This window comes from Streptomyces sp. S063, from assembly GCF_002832675.1.
GTDB lineage: Bacteria > Actinomycetota > Actinomycetes > Streptomycetales > Streptomycetaceae > Streptomyces > Streptomyces sindenensis.
Window position 1 is genome coordinate 5,406,552 of record NZ_CP021707.1, and the last position, 16,210, is coordinate 5,422,761.

12 protein-coding genes and 3 pseudogenes are annotated in these 16,210 nt (G+C 70.9%); 10 read left to right on the forward strand and 5 right to left on the reverse strand.

Going from position 1 to position 16,210, the window contains the following annotated elements; translation table 11 throughout:
* Positions 1–16: 16 nt before the first annotated feature.
* Together CCZ36_RS25115 and CCZ36_RS25120 are read right to left on the reverse strand one after the other, a co-directional pair.
* Complete coding sequence (locus tag CCZ36_RS25115; protein WP_098007928.1) at positions 17–667, reverse strand: AIM24 family protein; 651 nt, start codon at positions 665–667, stop codon at positions 17–19.
* The gene (locus CCZ36_RS25120) at positions 667–1,299 is read right to left on the reverse strand and encodes an AIM24 family protein (protein WP_069737035.1); all 633 of its coding nucleotides are present in this window, start codon (positions 1,297–1,299) and stop codon (positions 667–669) included. The genes CCZ36_RS25115 and CCZ36_RS25120 overlap by 1 nt, the downstream gene beginning before the upstream one ends.
* Before the next feature lie 224 nt (positions 1,300–1,523).
* Here CCZ36_RS25120 and CCZ36_RS25125 point away from each other — a divergent pair, with 224 nt between their 5' ends.
* The 4 genes and pseudogenes from CCZ36_RS25125 (at position 1,524) to CCZ36_RS25140 (ending at position 6,123) form a co-directional block, all read left to right on the forward strand.
* Complete coding sequence (locus CCZ36_RS25125) at positions 1,524–1,874, forward strand: DUF3817 domain-containing protein (RefSeq protein ID WP_030569041.1); 351 nt, start codon at positions 1,524–1,526, stop codon at positions 1,872–1,874.
* Positions 1,871–2,167: an MTH1187 family thiamine-binding protein gene (locus CCZ36_RS25130; protein ID WP_069736995.1), complete on the forward strand. Its 297-nt coding sequence runs from the start codon at positions 1,871–1,873 to the stop codon at positions 2,165–2,167. The genes CCZ36_RS25125 and CCZ36_RS25130 overlap by 4 nt, the downstream gene beginning before the upstream one ends.
* Positions 2,168–2,347: 180 nt before the next feature.
* A complete protein-coding gene (locus CCZ36_RS25135) occupies positions 2,348–4,165 on the forward strand; it encodes a glycosyltransferase family 2 protein (protein ID WP_199889593.1) in 1,818 nt (605 codons plus the stop codon).
* A 3-nt stretch (positions 4,166–4,168) separates the two neighbouring features.
* Positions 4,169–6,123 (forward strand): annotated as a pseudogene (locus CCZ36_RS25140) (galactose oxidase-like domain-containing protein).
* Positions 6,124–6,226: 103 nt separating this feature from the next.
* Here CCZ36_RS25140 and CCZ36_RS25145 read toward each other — a convergent pair.
* Both CCZ36_RS25145 and CCZ36_RS25150 read right to left on the reverse strand, forming a co-directional pair.
* Positions 6,227–7,275: pseudogene (locus tag CCZ36_RS25145) on the reverse strand (glycoside hydrolase family 6 protein).
* Between the two features lie 225 nt (positions 7,276–7,500).
* Positions 7,501–8,483, reverse strand: a pseudogene (locus tag CCZ36_RS25150) (DUF5937 family protein).
* Positions 8,484–8,578: 95 nt separating this feature from the next.
* Between CCZ36_RS25150 and CCZ36_RS25155 the strand changes: the two are divergent.
* The 4 genes from CCZ36_RS25155 (at position 8,579) to CCZ36_RS25170 (ending at position 12,724) form a co-directional block, all read left to right on the forward strand.
* Positions 8,579–9,991, forward strand: a complete 1,413-nt coding sequence (locus CCZ36_RS25155; protein WP_069742951.1) for an MFS transporter — start codon at positions 8,579–8,581, stop codon at positions 9,989–9,991.
* Positions 9,992–10,001: 10 nt separating this feature from the next.
* A complete protein-coding gene (locus tag CCZ36_RS25160) occupies positions 10,002–10,511 on the forward strand; it encodes a MarR family winged helix-turn-helix transcriptional regulator (RefSeq protein ID WP_069736989.1) in 510 nt (169 codons plus the stop codon).
* Between the two features lie 100 nt (positions 10,512–10,611).
* Positions 10,612–10,938 carry a DUF3817 domain-containing protein gene (locus tag CCZ36_RS25165; RefSeq protein ID WP_069736988.1) on the forward strand — a complete coding sequence of 109 codons (327 nt, stop codon included), beginning with the start codon at positions 10,612–10,614 and terminating at the stop codon, positions 10,936–10,938.
* A gap of 85 nt (positions 10,939–11,023) precedes the next feature.
* The gene (locus CCZ36_RS25170) at positions 11,024–12,724 is read left to right on the forward strand and encodes an acyl-CoA mutase large subunit family protein (protein WP_069736987.1); all 1,701 of its coding nucleotides are present in this window, start codon (positions 11,024–11,026) and stop codon (positions 12,722–12,724) included.
* 159 nt (positions 12,725–12,883) lie between these two features.
* Here CCZ36_RS25170 and CCZ36_RS25175 read toward each other — a convergent pair whose 3' ends face one another.
* Positions 12,884–13,510, reverse strand: a complete 627-nt coding sequence (locus tag CCZ36_RS25175) for a TetR/AcrR family transcriptional regulator (protein WP_069736986.1) — start codon at positions 13,508–13,510, stop codon at positions 12,884–12,886.
* A gap of 399 nt (positions 13,511–13,909) precedes the next feature.
* Here CCZ36_RS25175 and CCZ36_RS25180 point away from each other — a divergent pair, with 399 nt between their 5' ends.
* Complete coding sequence (locus tag CCZ36_RS25180; protein WP_079149525.1) at positions 13,910–14,881, forward strand: tetratricopeptide repeat protein; 972 nt, start codon at positions 13,910–13,912, stop codon at positions 14,879–14,881.
* A 650-nt stretch (positions 14,882–15,531) separates the two neighbouring features.
* A complete protein-coding gene (locus CCZ36_RS25190) occupies positions 15,532–16,185 on the forward strand; it encodes a DUF6230 family protein (protein ID WP_128818616.1) in 654 nt (217 codons plus the stop codon).
* Positions 16,186–16,210: the final 25 nt, after the last annotated feature.

Genomic DNA, 16,210 nt, shown 5'->3' on the forward strand with positions numbered 1-16,210 from the left:
TCGATCACCGGCGCGCTCACAGCTTCTCCTCCGACGCCTGGACGTACACCGCACCGCTCCCGCTCAGCTCCAGCTGGAACGCCTCGCCGGAGCCCCGCCCCACCATGTCCCGCCAGCCGACCGCCGTGGACAGCTTGTTGCGGACCTCCCCGTGGTGGGCGACATAGGCCTGCGGGTCCACATGGACGTCCCGGCCCGGGGCGATCGGCAGCTCGATCACCCCGCCGTGCGCCATCACCGCGACCGCGCCGTGGCCCTTGAGCGTGGTGGTGAACAGGCCCTGGCCGGTCACCTGGCCGCGCACCATGCCCATCACCCCGCCCTGCGAGCCCATGAACATCGTGCCCTGCTGGAGCGTCCCGTCGAAGGCGAGGAGCCGGTCCGCCTCCACGTACAGGGTGTCGCCGGACAGGTTGATCACCTGGATGTGGTGGCCGCCGTGGCCGAACATCACCGTGCCCGACCCCTCGACCGTCATCAGCGGCGTCGCCTCGCCCGCCACCCGGCGGCCGATCATCGACGCGAGGCCGCCCTGGCCGCCCTGGATGTTCGGGGTGAAGGACACCTCGCCCCGGTACGCCAGCATCGCGCCGCGCTGGCTGAAGAGCTTCTGGCCCGGGGCGAGCGTGGCCTCGACCATCTTGGAATTGATCTCACGGAACGGCATCAGACATCACCCCCGACGGTGTTGCGCTCGCTCGGCTGCACGTAGACCAGACCGTCGCCCTCGAACCGCATCTGGAACGCCTCGCCCGAACCCTCGCCCATCAGCGTCCGGAAGTTCACCCCGCTCTGGAGCTGCTGGCGCAGATTGCCCTGGTGGGCGATGTACGCGCCGGGGTCGACCATCAGCGGGTACTGCGGCGACACCCGCAGCAGCACCGCCGCCCCGTCCGACATGATCGCCGCCTGTCCGGTGCCCTCCACCGTGGTGGTGAACAGCCCGTTGCCGCTCGCCCCGCCCCGCACCCCGGTGAACGTGGTGCCCGTGCGCAGCCCGGCGTCGGTGGCCAGCAGATTGCTCGCCTCCACGTACAGCTTGTCGCCGTGCAGGGAGACCAGGTTGATCTCGCTCGCCCGGTCGGCGAAGTAGCAGGTGCCCTGCCCGGACACCTCCATCACGGTCATCTGCTCGCCGGTCAGCCGGCGCGTCACCATGCCGCGCAGCCCCTCACCGCCGCCGGTCATCTTCTTGAAGGTCATCCGGCCGTCGTACGCGACCATCGATCCGTTCTTCGCCTTGACGGAATCGCCGGCCAGATCGACGGCGAGCGTCTTGCTGCCTTGGAGTCGGAACATCGCCACGCCCCGAAGGTAGCCCGCCGCCCCGCCCCTGTACCAGGCCATACGGAACCGTTGTGCCCCTGATGCGTACCCGGACCGGCCCTGATATGCGGTGATACGCGCGGCCGTGCCCCGCGACCGCCCCCGGCTCCGGGGGTGTACCCGCGCGATGCCACAATGGGGGCGGCTTGTGCCCGCGTTCACAAGCCCGCACGCCCCCTCCCACCGAAGGTGCCCCCGTGGACATCAAGACCGCTTCCGCCCTGCACCGGCTGCGCCTCATCTCGCTTCCCGAGGCGCTCTCCTTCCCGGCGCTCCTCATTTTCGGCTCGTTGCTCATGCGCGTTTCGGACATCGACTTCCTCATGCCGCCCCTCGGCATGATCCACGGCGTCCTCTTCACGATCTACGTCGTGTTCCTGCTGGACGTCTGGGTCAAGGCCAAGTGGCCGCTCAAGCGTGTCGCGCTCTTCTTCCTCCTCGCCGTCATCCCCTTCGGCGGCCTCTACGGCGACAAGCTCCTCAAGCAGTACGAGGCCGACGGCGTCATCGCCGCCCGCGCCCGCCGCGAGGGTACGGTCAGCGCATGATCGTCGCGTTCTCGGTCTCGCCGCTCGGCGTCGGTGAGGACGTCGGGGAGTACGTCGCCGACGCCGTACGGGTCGTCCGGGAGTCCGGGCTGCCCAACAGGACCGACGCGATGTTCACCTCCGTCGAGGGGGAGTGGGACGAGGTCATGGACGTCGTCAAGCGCGCCGTGGCCGCCGTCGAGGCCCGCGCCGGCCGCGTCTCCCTGGTACTGAAGGCCGACATCCGGCCCGGTGTCACCGACGGTCTGACCTCGAAGGTCGAGACCGTGGAGCGGTATCTCGGGGGCTCCTGACCCTCTGCCGCACCGTCCGCGCGGCCCGTCGCGCGTTCACCCGAAAAGCCCCCGGCGCCACACGGCCGGGGGCTTTTCCGGTCCCGGACCAAAAACCCCTCACTCGGACCTGTCAGGTCGACACGCCGTTAGCTGTCCCCTTCTGTGGGGATATCAACCCGTTCGACAGTGGGAGGCACGGTGCGGTCGGAGGGCTACGACTACGACACCTACAGCCGGCTCGCGGGTCCGCTCACGGAGCCGGAACCGACGGGGTACCGGGTGCGGTACAAGAGCCTGCTCTCGACGGAGAAGCACCGAATAAGAGCCGTCCTGCTGATGGCGCTCGCCCCCGTGCTCACCGGCATCCTCCTGCTCTACCTGGTCTGGCCCACGCACTGGACCGACCGGGAGAACGGGGAACGCTGGCTGGTCGTCGCCGACACCGTGATGCTGGTGTCGATCGCCCTGATCGAGCTGTTCATGCTGGTCAACGTGGTCTCCATCGCGCACGCCACCCTCGTCGCGCGGGACCCGGTCCCGGTGACGCCCGAGCGCGGCACCCGGGTCGCCTTCCTGACCACGTACGTCCCCGGCAAGGAACCGCTCTCCATGGTCCGCGCCACCCTCAAGGGCGCCGTACAGCTCGAACACCCCGGTCCGCTGGACGTCTGGCTGCTCGACGAGGGCGACGACCCCGGCGCCCGGATGCTCTGCGCGGAGCTCGGCGTCCACCACTTCACCCGGCGCGGTGTCCCCGAGTGGAACCGCGACAAGGGCGCCCACAAGGCGAAGACCAAGCACGGCAACTACAACGCCTGGATCGCCCTGCACGGCGGTGACTACGACTTCTTCGCCTCCGTCGACACCGACCACGTGCCCATGCCCAACTTCCTGGAGCGGATGATGGGCTACTTCCGCGACCCGGACGTCGCCTTCGTCGTCGGGCCGCAGGTCTACGGGAACTACGACTCGGCCGTCACCAAGGCCGCCGAGTCGCAGCAGTTCCTCTTCCACGCCCTGATCCAGCGCGCGGGCAACCGCTACGGCGCCCCGATGTTCGTCGGCACCAACAACGTCGTGCGCATCGCCGCGCTGCGGCAGGTCGGCGGCCTGTACGACTCGATCACCGAGGACATGGCCACCGGCTTCGAGATCCACCGCCGCCGCAACCCGCGCACCGGGCGCTACTGGCGTTCCGTCTACACCCCCGACGTGCTCGCCGTGGGCGAGGGGCCCGCCTCCTGGACGGACTTCTTCACCCAGCAGCTGCGCTGGTCGAGGGGGACGTACGAGACGCTGTTCAAGCAGTACGGCAAGGCGCTCTTCCGGGTGCCCCCCGGCCGCCTCCTCAGCTACACGCTGATGCTCGTCTACTACCCGATGACCGCCGTCAACTGGCTTCTCGGCATTCTGAGCTGTGTGCTGTTCCTCTGGTTCGGCGCGTCCGGCACCCAGGTCGCCGCCTCCATCTGGCTGATGCTCTACAGCGACGCCGCCGCCCTCCAGATCGGGCTGTACCTCTGGAACCGCCGCCACAACGTCTCGCCGCACGAGCCCGAGGGCTCGGGCGGCCTCGCGGGCATGGCCATGTCCGCGCTCTCCGCGCCGATCTACCTGAAGTCCCTCGGCTCCGCCGTGCTGCGCACCGACGGCCGGTTCGTCGTCACCCCCAAGGGCGGCCAGGCCTCCCCGGACCGGCTGCTCACCTTCCGTATCCACCTCTTCTGGGCGGCGGTCCTGCTGTCCTCGCTCGCGGCGTCGGTGTATCTCGACCACACCCACGTCGCGATGCGCACCTGGGCGACGCTGGGTCTCGCGATATCCCTCTCCCCGGTCGTCGTCTGGGCCTGGACCGTCCGGCAGGACAAGCGCGCCGAGGCCGCGCGCGCCGTCCCCGTGCCGACGCCCCCGCCGCCCGAACCGGCGTACGTCACCACGACGACGGCCTCCGCCCCGTCACCGACCACCACGGCGGGCGCCGGCACCACCGCCACCACCACCGCAGGAGGGAACTGAGCCATGGCCTACCGGCCCTCGAAGAGGATGAAGAAGACACTCCTGGGCGGCGGCGCGGTGGTACTGCTCGCCGGGCTGAACGCCCCCGCCGCGCTCTCCTTCGCCGAGGACAGGTACCACGCGTACAAGATCGACCAGCCGGCGTACAAAGCGGAGTACGGCTCCTGGGAGCGGGTGAACATCCCGAAGGAGTACCGCACCAACGCGATCCACGCGGCGCTCCTGCACACCGGGAAGGTGCTGATCGTCGCGGGCTCCGGCAACGACGAGAAGCACTTCGACGCGGGCACCTTCGACACCGTGCTGTGGGATCCGGCCGAGAACACCTTCCAGAAGATCCCGACCCCGAGGACTTCTTCTGCGGGGGCCACGCCCAGCTCCCCGACGGCCGCCTCCTGATCGCGGGCGGCACCGCCCGCTACGAGGTGCTCGATGACAAGGTGAAGCGGGCCGGCGGCGGGATGCGGGTCAAGAACGAGAACCCGGACAAGCCGCTGAAGCTCAAGAAGGGCACGGTCTTCCGCTCGCCGTCGGGCGTCGAGTACCGGGCCACGTTCGACGTCACCGTGCCCAAGGCGAAGCGCGAGTTCGAGGTCGACTACTTCGAGAACGGCCAGATGAAGCCGTGGAAGACCAAGGTGACCGCCGCCGAGCAGCGCGTCTTCGTCGAGGCGGTGGACGAGGGGCCGGACGCGGTGACCACGGATGCCGCCCAGTACGAGATCGTCGGGCTGAAGGGCAAGGAGGCCGACAACTCCTACGGCCTCGCCGAGAAGATCACCATGGACAAGCAGGACTTCCAGGGGATCCGGGCCGCCTACGAGTTCGACCCGACGGCGGAGAAGTACATCAAGGTCGACCCCATGAAGGAGGCCCGCTGGTATCCGACGCTCGTCGGCCTGGAGGACGGCCGGGTGCTCTCCGTCTCCGGCCTCGACGACGTCGGCGCGATCCTGCCGGGCGACAACGAGATCTACGACCCGAAGACCAAGAAGTGGTCCGAGGGCCCCTTCCAGTACTTCCCGACCTACCCGGCGCTCTTCCTGACCAAGGGCGGCAAGCTCTTCTACCCGGGCGCGAACGCCGGTTACGGCCCGGCGGACAAGGGGCGCGAGCCCGGGATCTGGGACATCAAGAAGAACACCTTCACCAAGGTTCCCGGCCTCACCGATACCGACCAGCTGGAGACGGCGGCCTCGCTGATGCTGCCGCCCGTGCAGGACCAGAAGGTGATGGTGCTGGGCGGCGGCGGGGTCGGTGAGTCCAAGAAGTCCACGGCCCGCACGGCCGTCATCGACCTGAAGGAGGCCAGCCCGGCCTTCAAGCCCGGCCCCGACCTGCCGCAGGGCACCCGCTACCTGAACAGCGTGATCATGCCCGACGACACCGTCTTCACCACGGGCGGATCCGAGGACTACCGGGGGCGCAGTGCCAGCAACATCCTCAAGTCGCAGACGTACGACCCGAAGACCAACACCTTCAAGGAAGCCGCCGCGCCGACCGTGGGCCGCAACTACCACTCCGAGGCGCTGCTGCTGCCCGACGGACGGGTCGCCACCTTCGGCTCCGACTCGCTCTACGACGACAAGGACAACACCAAGCTCGGCAAGTTCGAGCAGCGCATGGAGGTCTACACCCCGCCCGCCCTGCACCGCGGCAAGGACAAGCGCCCGGTGATCGGGAACGGCCCCGAGAACGCGGAGCGCGGCACGACGGTCACCTACGAGAGCGCCGACGCGGACCGGATCGCCACCGCCCGGCTCATGCGCCCGAGCGCCGTCACCCACACCACCGACGTGGAGCAGCGCTCCATCGAGCTGGGGCTGAAGAAGGCCGGCGGCAAGCTGAGCGTGACCGTGCCGGACGATCCCACCCTGGTGCCGCCCGGCTGGTACATGCTCTTCGTCACGGACACCGACGGCATCCCCTCCGAAGCGAAATGGGTCAAGGTCGGCTGACGAGGCACAGCCGGGAGGAGCTCCCTCAACGGCGGTCGTACGCCCGAGGGCCGCTTCTCCCGGCGCTGGGAGCCGGTCGTCGCCCGGAGCCGGGGAACCGGGGTCAGGAGGCGGCGCGCCGGGCGAGGCCGAGCGCGTACTCCGGCCACCAGTCGCCGGCCGGCGGGCCGCCGCGGCAGGTGCCGTCGGAGTCGCCCGGCCGCTTGATCCACAGATAGGCGTCGAGTCGCTCGTCGCCGGTGTCGGTGGTCGGGGGCGTGCCGAGCCCCCGGCCCGGCGGATTGCACCAGGCTTCCTCACGGCCCCCGGACAGGGGGCCGTTGCCGTTGCGGCTGGTGTCGATGACGAAGTGCGAGCCGCCCACCGCGTCGGAGAGCTGCTCGGCGTACGTCTTCACGCTGTCGTTCGACTGGAAGTTGGAGACGTTCAGGGAGAAGCCGTCGGCCCGCTCGACGCCCGCCTCCCGCAGCGGCTGCGCCATCTTGGCCGGCTCGTCGATCCAGTCCGGGTTGCCCGCGTCCAGGTAGACCTTGGTGTTCGGGAGGGCCTTGAGGGTGTCCACCGCCTCGGAGAGGAGCTGGTAGCGCTCGGTGTGGTGCTCGGGCGGGGTGCAGCCGTCCGCGATGTGGGGGAGGGCGTCCGGCTCCAGGATCACGATGGCGGGGGCGTCCCCGACGGCGCCCGCGAACTCCCCGATCCAGGCACGGTAGGTGTCCGCGTCCTTCGCGCCGCCCGCGGAGTACAGGCCGCAGTCGCGGTGCGGGATGTTGTACGCCACGAGCACGACGGTCTTCTTCGTCCGGGCGGCGGACCGCACGGCGGCCCGGATCCCCGGGGCCGGGTCGTCCCACGCGGGCCAGTCGGCCACGGGCCGCTCGGAGATCCGCCGCAGCGTCTTCGCCTCCGCGTCGCGGCCCTCCTTCTCCCAGGCGCGCACCTGGCGGGCCGCGTCGCTGTCCGGGTCGACCCAGAACGGGGAGGCCGCGCTCGGGGCGGGCTCCCCCGGACGAGCCCGTCCCCCTCCTCGGCGGCCCCGGTGACGCGCGGCTGTGGCGTCGAGCACCCCGCGGTGAGGGCGGTCGCCAGGGCGAGGGCGGCCAGGACGTGGACGGTACGGGGGAGAGCGCGCGGGACGATGCTGCGGCCGGACATCCAGACCCCTTGGGCGGCGGTGGCTGACGGACACGGAAACACGAGGAGACAAGGGCAATCGTGACACAATGGTTACAGGGAGTGGCGGCACGACACCGTCCGTGACGCGTCTGTACGCAGGCCCTGCTGGACCTGTGTCGCGCATACCCTGTGCCCGCGGAACGCGTGACGCCTCTACGCCCGCCGGGGCCGTGACGCTCTGCCCCGACGCCGGCCCGCCCGCCCTCACTCAGAGGCGGCCAGTGCGATCCCCAGCGGCGTGCGCTCGTACAGCACCTGGTGCCCGTAGCGCCGCGAGGTCAGCAGCCCGGCCCCGCGCAGCACGGACAGATGGGCCGACACGGACGAGGCGGCCAGGCCCAGCCGGTGCGCCAGCGCGCTCGTCCCGGCCGGTTCGTCCAGCGCGCACAGCACATCGGCCCGGACCCGGCCCAGCAGTCGGGCGAGGGCTTCCGGCGTCCGCTCCCCGGCCTCGCTCCACAGCCCGCCGATCCCGCGCGCCGGGTAGATCAGTCCGGGCTGCCAGGGCTCCAGGTGGCCGCCCACCACCTCGGGCCAGACGAAGACGCTCGGCATCAGTACCAGCCCCTGGCCGCCCAGCACCTGTGGTGGTCGCCCCGCGTGCCCTTCACGGTGAGCGTCGAACCGTTCCAGCTCAGCTGGGTGCTCATCTCGCCCAACAACCCCTCCAGGCCGCTGTCCGCCAGCCGGCGGGAGTGGTAGGCGATGTCCGCCTCCAGCAGGGCCCGCAGCCGGGGCCAGTAGGGCTCGATCAGGGTCCGCCAGACCTGCTCCAGCAGATCGGCGAGCTCGTGCACGGCCCGGGCCGGGTCGGCCAGCAGGCGCCGGCCCGTCGCGGATTCCCGGGCGCCGGGCCGTTCCGCCAGCGCCAGCGCCATGTCCGCCCACGCCACCTCCGGGTCGACCGCCCGGACGCCCGCGATCTCCTCGTCGAAGGTGGCGAACGGGCCGATCGGCGGCGGGCAGATGAAGTCCGGGTTGTGGCCGCCGTCCGGCATCAGCAGCCACAGCGGCTCCAGGTCCAGGGCCGCGGCCGCCGCCCGGATCCGCCGCAGCCACGGCAGGTGGTAGCCGTGCCGGTGGCGACGGGCCAGGGTGCGCACGGCCTCCTGGGTCTCGAACAGCGGCGACAGGGCGAACCGGCAGCGCAGCAGGTCGCTCTCGCTGAAGTGCAGCTGGAACGGCATACCCCTCCTTCCGCCGCAAAGCCCTCGCGGGCCTCGACATTCGGCCTGAGCCGAAAGTCTACGGAGGGCGGGTGCCCCGGCCTCAGTCTCGTTCCATGCCGACCGACAGCCCCGCCCCGGCGGACACACCCCGTACCCCGCCCGCCCCGGCGGCGCAGATCCCGGCTCCGCCCCCGGAGCGTGCCGCCCACTCCGACCCGGGCCCCGGGCCCACGCTCCGGGGCCCCGACGCTCCGAACTCCGAGCCGGCCACCCCGCGCGGCTACCGCGCGGTCTTCGCCGTCGCCGAGTTCCGGGCCGTCTTCGCCGCCCATCTGCTCTCGCTGCTCGGCGTCGTCGTCAGCGAGCTGGCGCTCACCGTGCTCGTCTACGACCTCACCGGCTCCCCGCTGCTCAGCGCGCTGACGTTCGCGCTGGGCCTGCTCCCCTACATCGTCGGCGGCACCCTCTTCGCCGGGGTGGCCGACCGCTACCCGGCCCGCCGCGTCCTGGTCGTCTGCGACCTGCTCTGCGCGGCGTGCGTCGCCGTGATGCTGGTGCCCGCCACCCCGGTCGCCGGACTCCTCGCGCTGCGCTGCCTGGTCGCCGCGATCGCGCCCGTCTTCACCGGGACCCGGATGGCGGCGCTCACCGACATCCTCGGCGAGGGCGACCTCTACGTCCTGGGCCGCTCCCTCCTGCGGATCGTCTCGCAGAGCGCGATGCTCATCGGGTTCGGAACCGGCGGGGTGCTGCTCACCGTGCTGTCCCCGCGCGGCGCGATCACCGTCACCGTGGTGACCTTCCTCTGCTCGGCCGCCCTCCTGCGCTTCGGCACCCGGGACCGGCCCGCCCGCGCCACCACCGGCGACGGCGGCGGGACGCTCCTCAAGGAGTCGCTCTCGGGCGCCCGCCTGATCCTGGGTGACCGCCGCATCCGCGCCCTGATGCTGCTGTTCTGGCTGCCCGCGATGTTCGTCGTGGCCCCGGAGGCGCTCGCCGCCCCCTACGCCGACGCCATCGGGGCCCCGCCCGCCGCGCTCGGGCTGCTGCTCTGCGCGATGGCCGTCGGGCACATCGGGGCCGAACTGTTCGTGGGGTCCGCGCTCAGCCCCCGTAACCGCTCCCGGATCGTCCTGCCGGTCGCCGCCGTCGGGCTCCTGCCGCTGCTCGTGTACGCGGTCCGGCCCGGGCTGCCGCTCGCCCTGGCCGCCCTCGCGCTGGCCGGGGCCGGGGCGGCGTACGTCATCGGGCTCGACCAGTGGTTCGTCGACGCCGTCCCCCAGGAGCTGCGCGGCCGGGCCATGACCCTGCTCACCGCCGGGCTGATGACCGTCCAGGGCCTCGGGATGGCGCTGGCGGGGCTCGCTGCCGAGTTCTTCCCGGTCCACCAAGTGGTCGCCGGATCCGGAATCATCGGTACCGTCTGCGCGCTCCTGCTCGTCGCCGAGGTCCGCCGGACGGACTCCGGGCAGATGTCCGATACCGAAGAACGAGACGGGGCTGACCGGCATGTGACCAGTCGGTAAGGTCAGTGCCGTGCCGAAGCCGCTCAGCCTTCCCTTCGATCCCATCGCCCGCGCCGACGAGCTCTGGCAGCAGCGCTGGGGACCCGTGCCCTCGATGGGGGCGATCACCTCGATCATGCGGGCCCAGCAGATCCTGCTCGCCGAGGTCGACGCCGTCGTCAAGCCGTACGGGCTGACCTTCGCCCGGTACGAGGCGCTGGTGCTGCTCACCTTCTCCAAGGCCGGTGAGCTGCCGATGTCCAAGATCGGCGAGCGGCTGATGGTGCACCCCACCTCGGTCACCAACACCGTGGACCGGCTGGTCAGATCCGGGCTGGTCGACAAGCGGCCCAACCCCAACGACGGCCGGGGCACCCTCGCCTCCATCACGGACAAGGGCCGTGACGTCGTCGAGGCGGCCACCCGGGACCTGGTCGCGGTGGACTTCGGTCTAGGGGTGTACGACTCCGAGGAGTGCGCCGAGATCTTCGCCATGCTGCGCCCCCTGCGGGTCGCGGCCAAGGACTTCGAGGAGAAGTGAGCGCGGCCTTCCGCGAGGGGCCTCTTCCGCCGGGGCGGGGCCCTTCCCGTAGGAGGGGTCGCGCGAAGATCGGCCCGGTCACCCGGTTACGCTCGATGCCATGAAACAGAACGTGCTCACCCGCTACCGGGTGATGGCCTACGTCACCGCCATCTGGCTGCTCGTCTTCACCGCGGCGATCATCGCGAAGTACGGCTTCGAGACCGGCGACACCATGCTGATCTCCCAGATCCACGGCGTGCTGTTCATCGTCTACGTCGTCTTCGCCTTCGATCTCGGCTCCAAGGCGAAGTGGCCCTTCGGCAAGCTCCTGTGGGTGCTGGCCGCGGGCTGCATCCCCTTCGCCTCGTTCTTCGTCGAACCGAAGGTCAGCCGCGAGGCCCGCGCCCTGGTCACCGACCCGGCCCCGGCCGCCGCGAAGGCCTGACCCGGCACCCCCCGACCGCCCCGCGCGCAAAGCGCCGGGCGGTTTGCCATCGACATTTACTAGGACGTCCTAGTAAATTTGAAGCATGGACGCTGACGCGATCGAGGAAGGCCGCCTCCGCTGGCAGGCCCGTTACGACAAGGCCCGCAAGCGTGACGCGGACTTCACCACGCTCTCCGGGGACCCGGTCGAGCCCGCGTACGGGCCCCGCCCCGGTGACACGTACGAGGGGTTCGAGCGGATCGGCTGGCCGGGGGAGTACCCCTTCACCCGCGGACTGCACCCCACCGGCTACCGGGGCCGTACGTGGACGATCCGCCAGTTCGCCGGCTTCGGCAACGCCGAGCAGACCAACGAGCGCTACAAGATGATCCTCGCGGCCGGCGGCGGGGGCCTCAGCGTCGCCTTCGACATGCCGACGCTCATGGGCCGCGACTCCGACGACCCGCGCTCGCTCGGCGAGGTCGGTCACTGCGGGGTCGCCATCGACTCCGCCGCCGACATGGAGATCCTCTTCGGTGACATCCCCCTCGGCGATGTCACCACCTCCATGACGATCAGCGGCCCGGCCGTCCCCGTCTTCTGCATGTACCTGGTCGCCGCCGAGCGTCAGGGCGTGGACCCGGGCGTGCTCAACGGCACCCTCCAGACCGACATCTTCAAGGAGTACATCGCGCAGAAGGAGTGGCTCTTCCAGCCCGAGCCCCATCTGCGCCTCATCGGCGACCTGATGGAGCACTGCGCCGCCTCCATCCCCGCCTACAAGCCGCTCTCCGTCTCCGGCTACCACATCCGCGAGGCCGGAGCCACGGCCGCGCAGGAGCTGGCGTACACCCTGGCCGACGGCTTCGGCTACGTGGAGCTGGGCCTCTCCCGGGGCCTGGACGTCGACACCTTCGCCCCCGGCCTCTCCTTCTTCTTCGACGCCCACCTCGACTTCTTCGAGGAGATCGCCAAGTTCCGCGCCGCCCGCCGCATCTGGGCCCGCTGGATGAAGGAGACGTACGGCGCCAAGACCGACAAGGCGCAGTGGCTGCGCTTCCACACCCAGACCGCCGGGGTCTCCCTCACCGCGCAGCAGCCGTACAACAACGTCGTCCGCACCGCCGTGGAGGCGCTCTCCGCCGTCCTCGGCGGCACGAACTCGCTCCACACCAACGCCCTCGACGAGACCCTAGCGCTCCCCTCCGAGCAGGCCGCCGAGATCGCCCTGCGCACCCAGCAGGTGCTGATGGAGGAGACCGGCGTCGCCAATGTGGCCGACCCGCTGGGCGGCTCCTGGTACGTGGAGCAGCTCACCGACCGGATCGAGGCCGAGGCCGAGAAGATCTTCGACCAGATCAAGGAGCGCGGCACCCGGGCCCACCCCGACGGGCAGCACCCCATCGGTCCCATGACCTCCGGCATCCTGCGCGGCATCGAGGACGGCTGGTTCACCGGCGAGATCGCCGAGTCCGCCTTCCAGTACCAGCGGGCCCTGGAGAAGGGCGACAAGCGGGTCGTCGGCGTCAACGTCCACCACGGCTCGGTCACCGGCGACCTGGAGATCCTGCGCGTCAGCCACGAGGTCGAGCGCGACCAGGTCAGCCAGCTCGCCGACCGCAAGGCCGCCCGCGACGACGCCAAGGTCACCGCCGCGCTGGACGCGATGCTCGCCGCCGCCCGCGACGGCTCCAACATGATCGCGCCGATGCTCGACGCCGTACGGGCCGAGGCCACCCTCGGCGAGATCTGCGGGGTGCTGCGCGACGAGTGGGGCGTCTACACGGAGCCGCCGGGCTTCTGAGGAGGACCCGGCCGGGGCGGGCGTCCGCCCCGGCCGCGGACCGGCCCGCTCGGCCGGGCAGGCGGCAGGTGCGCATACGCGCGGGGCGACTCCTCCGGCCGGGAGCCGAGACGCTGAAGGGCGCCCCGTCACACGTGAAGGACCCCTGGCGCCCTCGTCTCACCCCGCCTGGGCGCCGGCCAGCCCCAGCAGCAGCAGCGAGGTGAAGCCGCTCGCCCACTCGGCGTCCACCGGCTCCGCGCTCACCAAGGTCCGGTGCACCACCGCTCCGGCGATCACGTCGAAGATCAGGTCCGCGTTGCGGGCGGCGGCCGACGCGTCGTCCTCGTACCGCAGTTCGCCACGGGCCTGGGCACGCTCCCGCCCCAGCAGCACCAGCCGCTTCTGCCGGTCCACGATGGCCGAGCGGATCCGGTGGCGCAGCGAGTCGTCCCGGGTGGCTTCGGCGACCACGGCCATCAGCGCCGTACGGGCCTCCGGCCGTTCCAGCAGCGCGGCGAACTGGAGCACGACGCCCTGCACATCGGCGGCCAGGCTGCCCCGGTCGGGCAGTTCCAGTTCGTCGAAGAGGACCGCGACCGCGTCCACGACCAGCTCGTTCTTGCCCGCCCAGCGCCGGTAGAGGGTCGTCTTGGCGACCCCGGCCCGGGTGGCCACATCGCTCATCGTCAGCTTCGACCAGCCGAGGTCGACCAGCGACGCCCGCGTCGCCTCAAGGATCGCGGCATCGGCCGCGGTGCTGCGCGGACGTCCTGTTCGGGTGGCTTTGGGGGCGGGGTCGCTCATGATGCGGCGACCATACCGGTCGGTAGGGAGAACGGTTGTGCCCCGGTGCCCGTGAGACAGATCACCGGGACGACCTGTTCCGGCGGGCTGATCGGCAGTTACGCTACGGGTCGTAGCGTAAGGAGGGCGGCTCGGAACGCCCCCGGACGCCACGGAGCACGAGCGACAGCCACCGGGGCCTCAGCGGGCCCCAGGCGCCGGGTGGGGACCCGGAGCCGCACGGACCGGCCGGATGGGGATCCGGCGGGTCCACCAGGGTCTTTCCAGGCCCACCAGGGTCTTTCAGGGACCCGCGGCCGTTCCGGTCCGTACGCCCCCGCATGCCGGCTGGGGCCCCGGGCCGGGCCGGTTCTCGCGCTCGCTTTTCGCGGCGGAGCGCTCTCGGGGGAGGATGTACGTATGCAGCCTAGGAACATGTCCATGAGCGGCGTTGTCGACCTCGCCGCGGTCAAGGCGGCCGGAGAGGCCAAGGCCAAGGCGGAGCAGGCCCGCGCGGAGGCCGCCCGCACCGGGGGCGTCGGCGCCGTGCCGCCCGCCGCCCTGGTGATCGACGTCGATGAAGCCGGTTTCGAGCGCGATGTCCTCCAGCGCTCCGCCGAGGTCCCCGTCGTCATCGACTTCTGGGCCGAGTGGTGCGAGCCGTGCAAGCAGCTGGGCCCCCTGCTGGAGCGCCTGGCCGTCGAGTACAACGGCCGCTTCCTGCTGGCCAAGGTCGACGTCGACGCCAACCAGATGCTGATGCAGCAGTTCGGCATCCAGGGTATTCCGGCCGTTTTCGCCGTCGTCGCCGGTCAGGCCCTCCCGCTCTTCCAGGGCGCCGCCCCCGAGGCCCAGATCCGCGAGACGCTGGATCAGCTGATCCAGGTCGGCGAGGAGCGCTTCGGTCTCACCGGGATCGTCGTCGACCCGGACGCCGGGGCGCCGGGCGCGGCCCCCGCCGAGGCGCCGGCCGGCCCGTACGACGCGCTGCTGGAGGCCGCCGCGTCCGCGCTCGACGCCAATGACTTCCCCGGCGCGATCCAGGCGTACAAGAACGTCCTCGTGGACGACCCGGGCAACCCGGAGGCCAAGCTCGGCCTCGCCCAGGCGGAGCTGCTCGGCCGCGTCCAGGGCATGGACCCGCAGGCGGTCCGCAAGGAGGCGGCGGACAACCCGGGCGATGTGGACGCGCAGATCGCCGCCGCCGATCTCGACCTGGTCGGCGGCCATGTCGAGGACGCCTTCGGACGGCTCGTCGAGGCGGTCCGCCGCACGGCCGGCGACGACCGGAACACCGCCCGGCTGCGGCTGCTGGAGCTGTTCGAGGTGATCGGTCCGGAGGACCCCAGGGTCACCGCCGCGCGCACCGCGCTGGCCCGCGTCCTGTTCTGACGAGGCCGGCTCCTCGCTCCGGACGAGCCCGATTGTGCCGATGTGACAAGGCGGCCGCACTGCCCACCGGGCGGTGCGGCCGTTTTGCTGTTCGGGTGCCGAAGAAGGACGCCGGAAGCCTTCGCTTTACCAAATCTTGACAAAGATGCAAGCTGTTACTCGCAGTAAGTCCGGGGGGTTGTTCTGTCCTGTTTCCAGGAAGTTTCCCGCCATTCCGGTGTCCCTTTCGTGCCACCCTGCGTCGCCGCTCGATGCCGCCCTGTCGTCCTGTGGTTATCGGGCCGTTACTAGTCAGTAACGATCCCTCTTGTGCCAGGGCCGTGAATGCACCACGATCGGCCACGCTCGGTCCCCTACCTTCGGCCCGGTCTCCAGCCGGGCCCGAGGGTCTGTTGGGTCCCCACCGAGTGGGTCGGCGGCAGAGGCGCCGACCGTGGACAGGGGGGTTCCCGCTCACGGGCGGGGCCTGTCCGACCGGCCGTGCGGAAAGCGCGGCCAGTGGTTGTCGCTCGGGGGTGAACGCCGGTGCATCGGATGCGGGACACGTCTCCGATACGGGCGCTCTCCTTCCCGAGGACGTAGCACTTCTCCCATCCCAGGACGGGCACGATGCCCGGCCGGAGATGTACGTCCGAGAAGAAGGAGCAAGTATGGGTTCCCAGGTTCGCGGTGGGACGAGATGGAAGCGGTTCGCTCTGGTCATGGTGCCGAGCGTCGCCGCGACGGCCGCGGTGGGCATAGGCCTGGCCCAGGGTGCGCTGGCGGCTTCGTTCAGCGTTTCCGGCCAGAGCTTCAAGGTCAGCACCGACCGTCTTGAGGGCGACAACTTCGTCCAGTACGGCAGCGTCGCGGTCGGCAAGGACATCGAGGGCAAGAAGGACCAGGCGCACGCGGTCGCGGTGTCGGGCTTCAGCGACGCCAAGATCACCAACATGTGCCAGTCGGTCGTCACGCCGAAGGTCCCCTTCCTCGGCAACGTCAGCCTCATGCTGAACGCCGGCACGAACCCGGAGAAGCCGGTCGTCGCGACCAACCTCTACCTGGACGTCGCGGAGCTCGATGCCGACGCCGACTTCGAGAACATCGACATCGGTGTCGCGGCCGGATCGCTGCAGAAGAAGGGCAAGCCGGGGAGCATCGGCATCCAGCCGGGCACCGAGGCCAAGCAGGGCGGATTCGCGCAGCGCGCCGACAAGGCCGTGCTGACCAACGTGAAGCAGACGGCGTGGGCGACCACGGCCGGCACCTTCAAGCTCAGCGACCTGAAGCTGAGGCTGCACACGGGCGTCAAGGAGTGCTTCTAAGCACTCGCCCGGGTGGCCGGAACAC

Coding starts and splice junctions, on each gene's coding strand:
- CCZ36_RS25130 (WP_069736995.1), top strand. CDS start 1,871: ATGATCGTCGCGTTCTCGGTCTCGCCGCTCGGCGTCGGTGAGGACGTC.
- CCZ36_RS25190 (WP_128818616.1), top strand. CDS start 15,532: ATGGGTTCCCAGGTTCGCGGTGGGACGAGATGGAAGCGGTTCGCTCTG.
- CCZ36_RS25165 (WP_069736988.1), top strand. CDS start 10,612: ATGAAACAGAACGTGCTCACCCGCTACCGGGTGATGGCCTACGTCACC.
- CCZ36_RS25120 (WP_069737035.1), bottom strand. CDS start 1,299: ATGTTCCGACTCCAAGGCAGCAAGACGCTCGCCGTCGATCTGGCCGGC.
- CCZ36_RS25155 (WP_069742951.1), top strand. CDS start 8,579: ATGCCGACCGACAGCCCCGCCCCGGCGGACACACCCCGTACCCCGCCC.
- CCZ36_RS25175 (WP_069736986.1), bottom strand. CDS start 13,510: ATGAGCGACCCCGCCCCCAAAGCCACCCGAACAGGACGTCCGCGCAGC.
- CCZ36_RS25180 (WP_079149525.1), top strand. CDS start 13,910: ATGCAGCCTAGGAACATGTCCATGAGCGGCGTTGTCGACCTCGCCGCG.
- CCZ36_RS25115 (WP_098007928.1), bottom strand. CDS start 667: ATGCCGTTCCGTGAGATCAATTCCAAGATGGTCGAGGCCACGCTCGCC.
- CCZ36_RS25170 (WP_069736987.1), top strand. CDS start 11,024: ATGGACGCTGACGCGATCGAGGAAGGCCGCCTCCGCTGGCAGGCCCGT.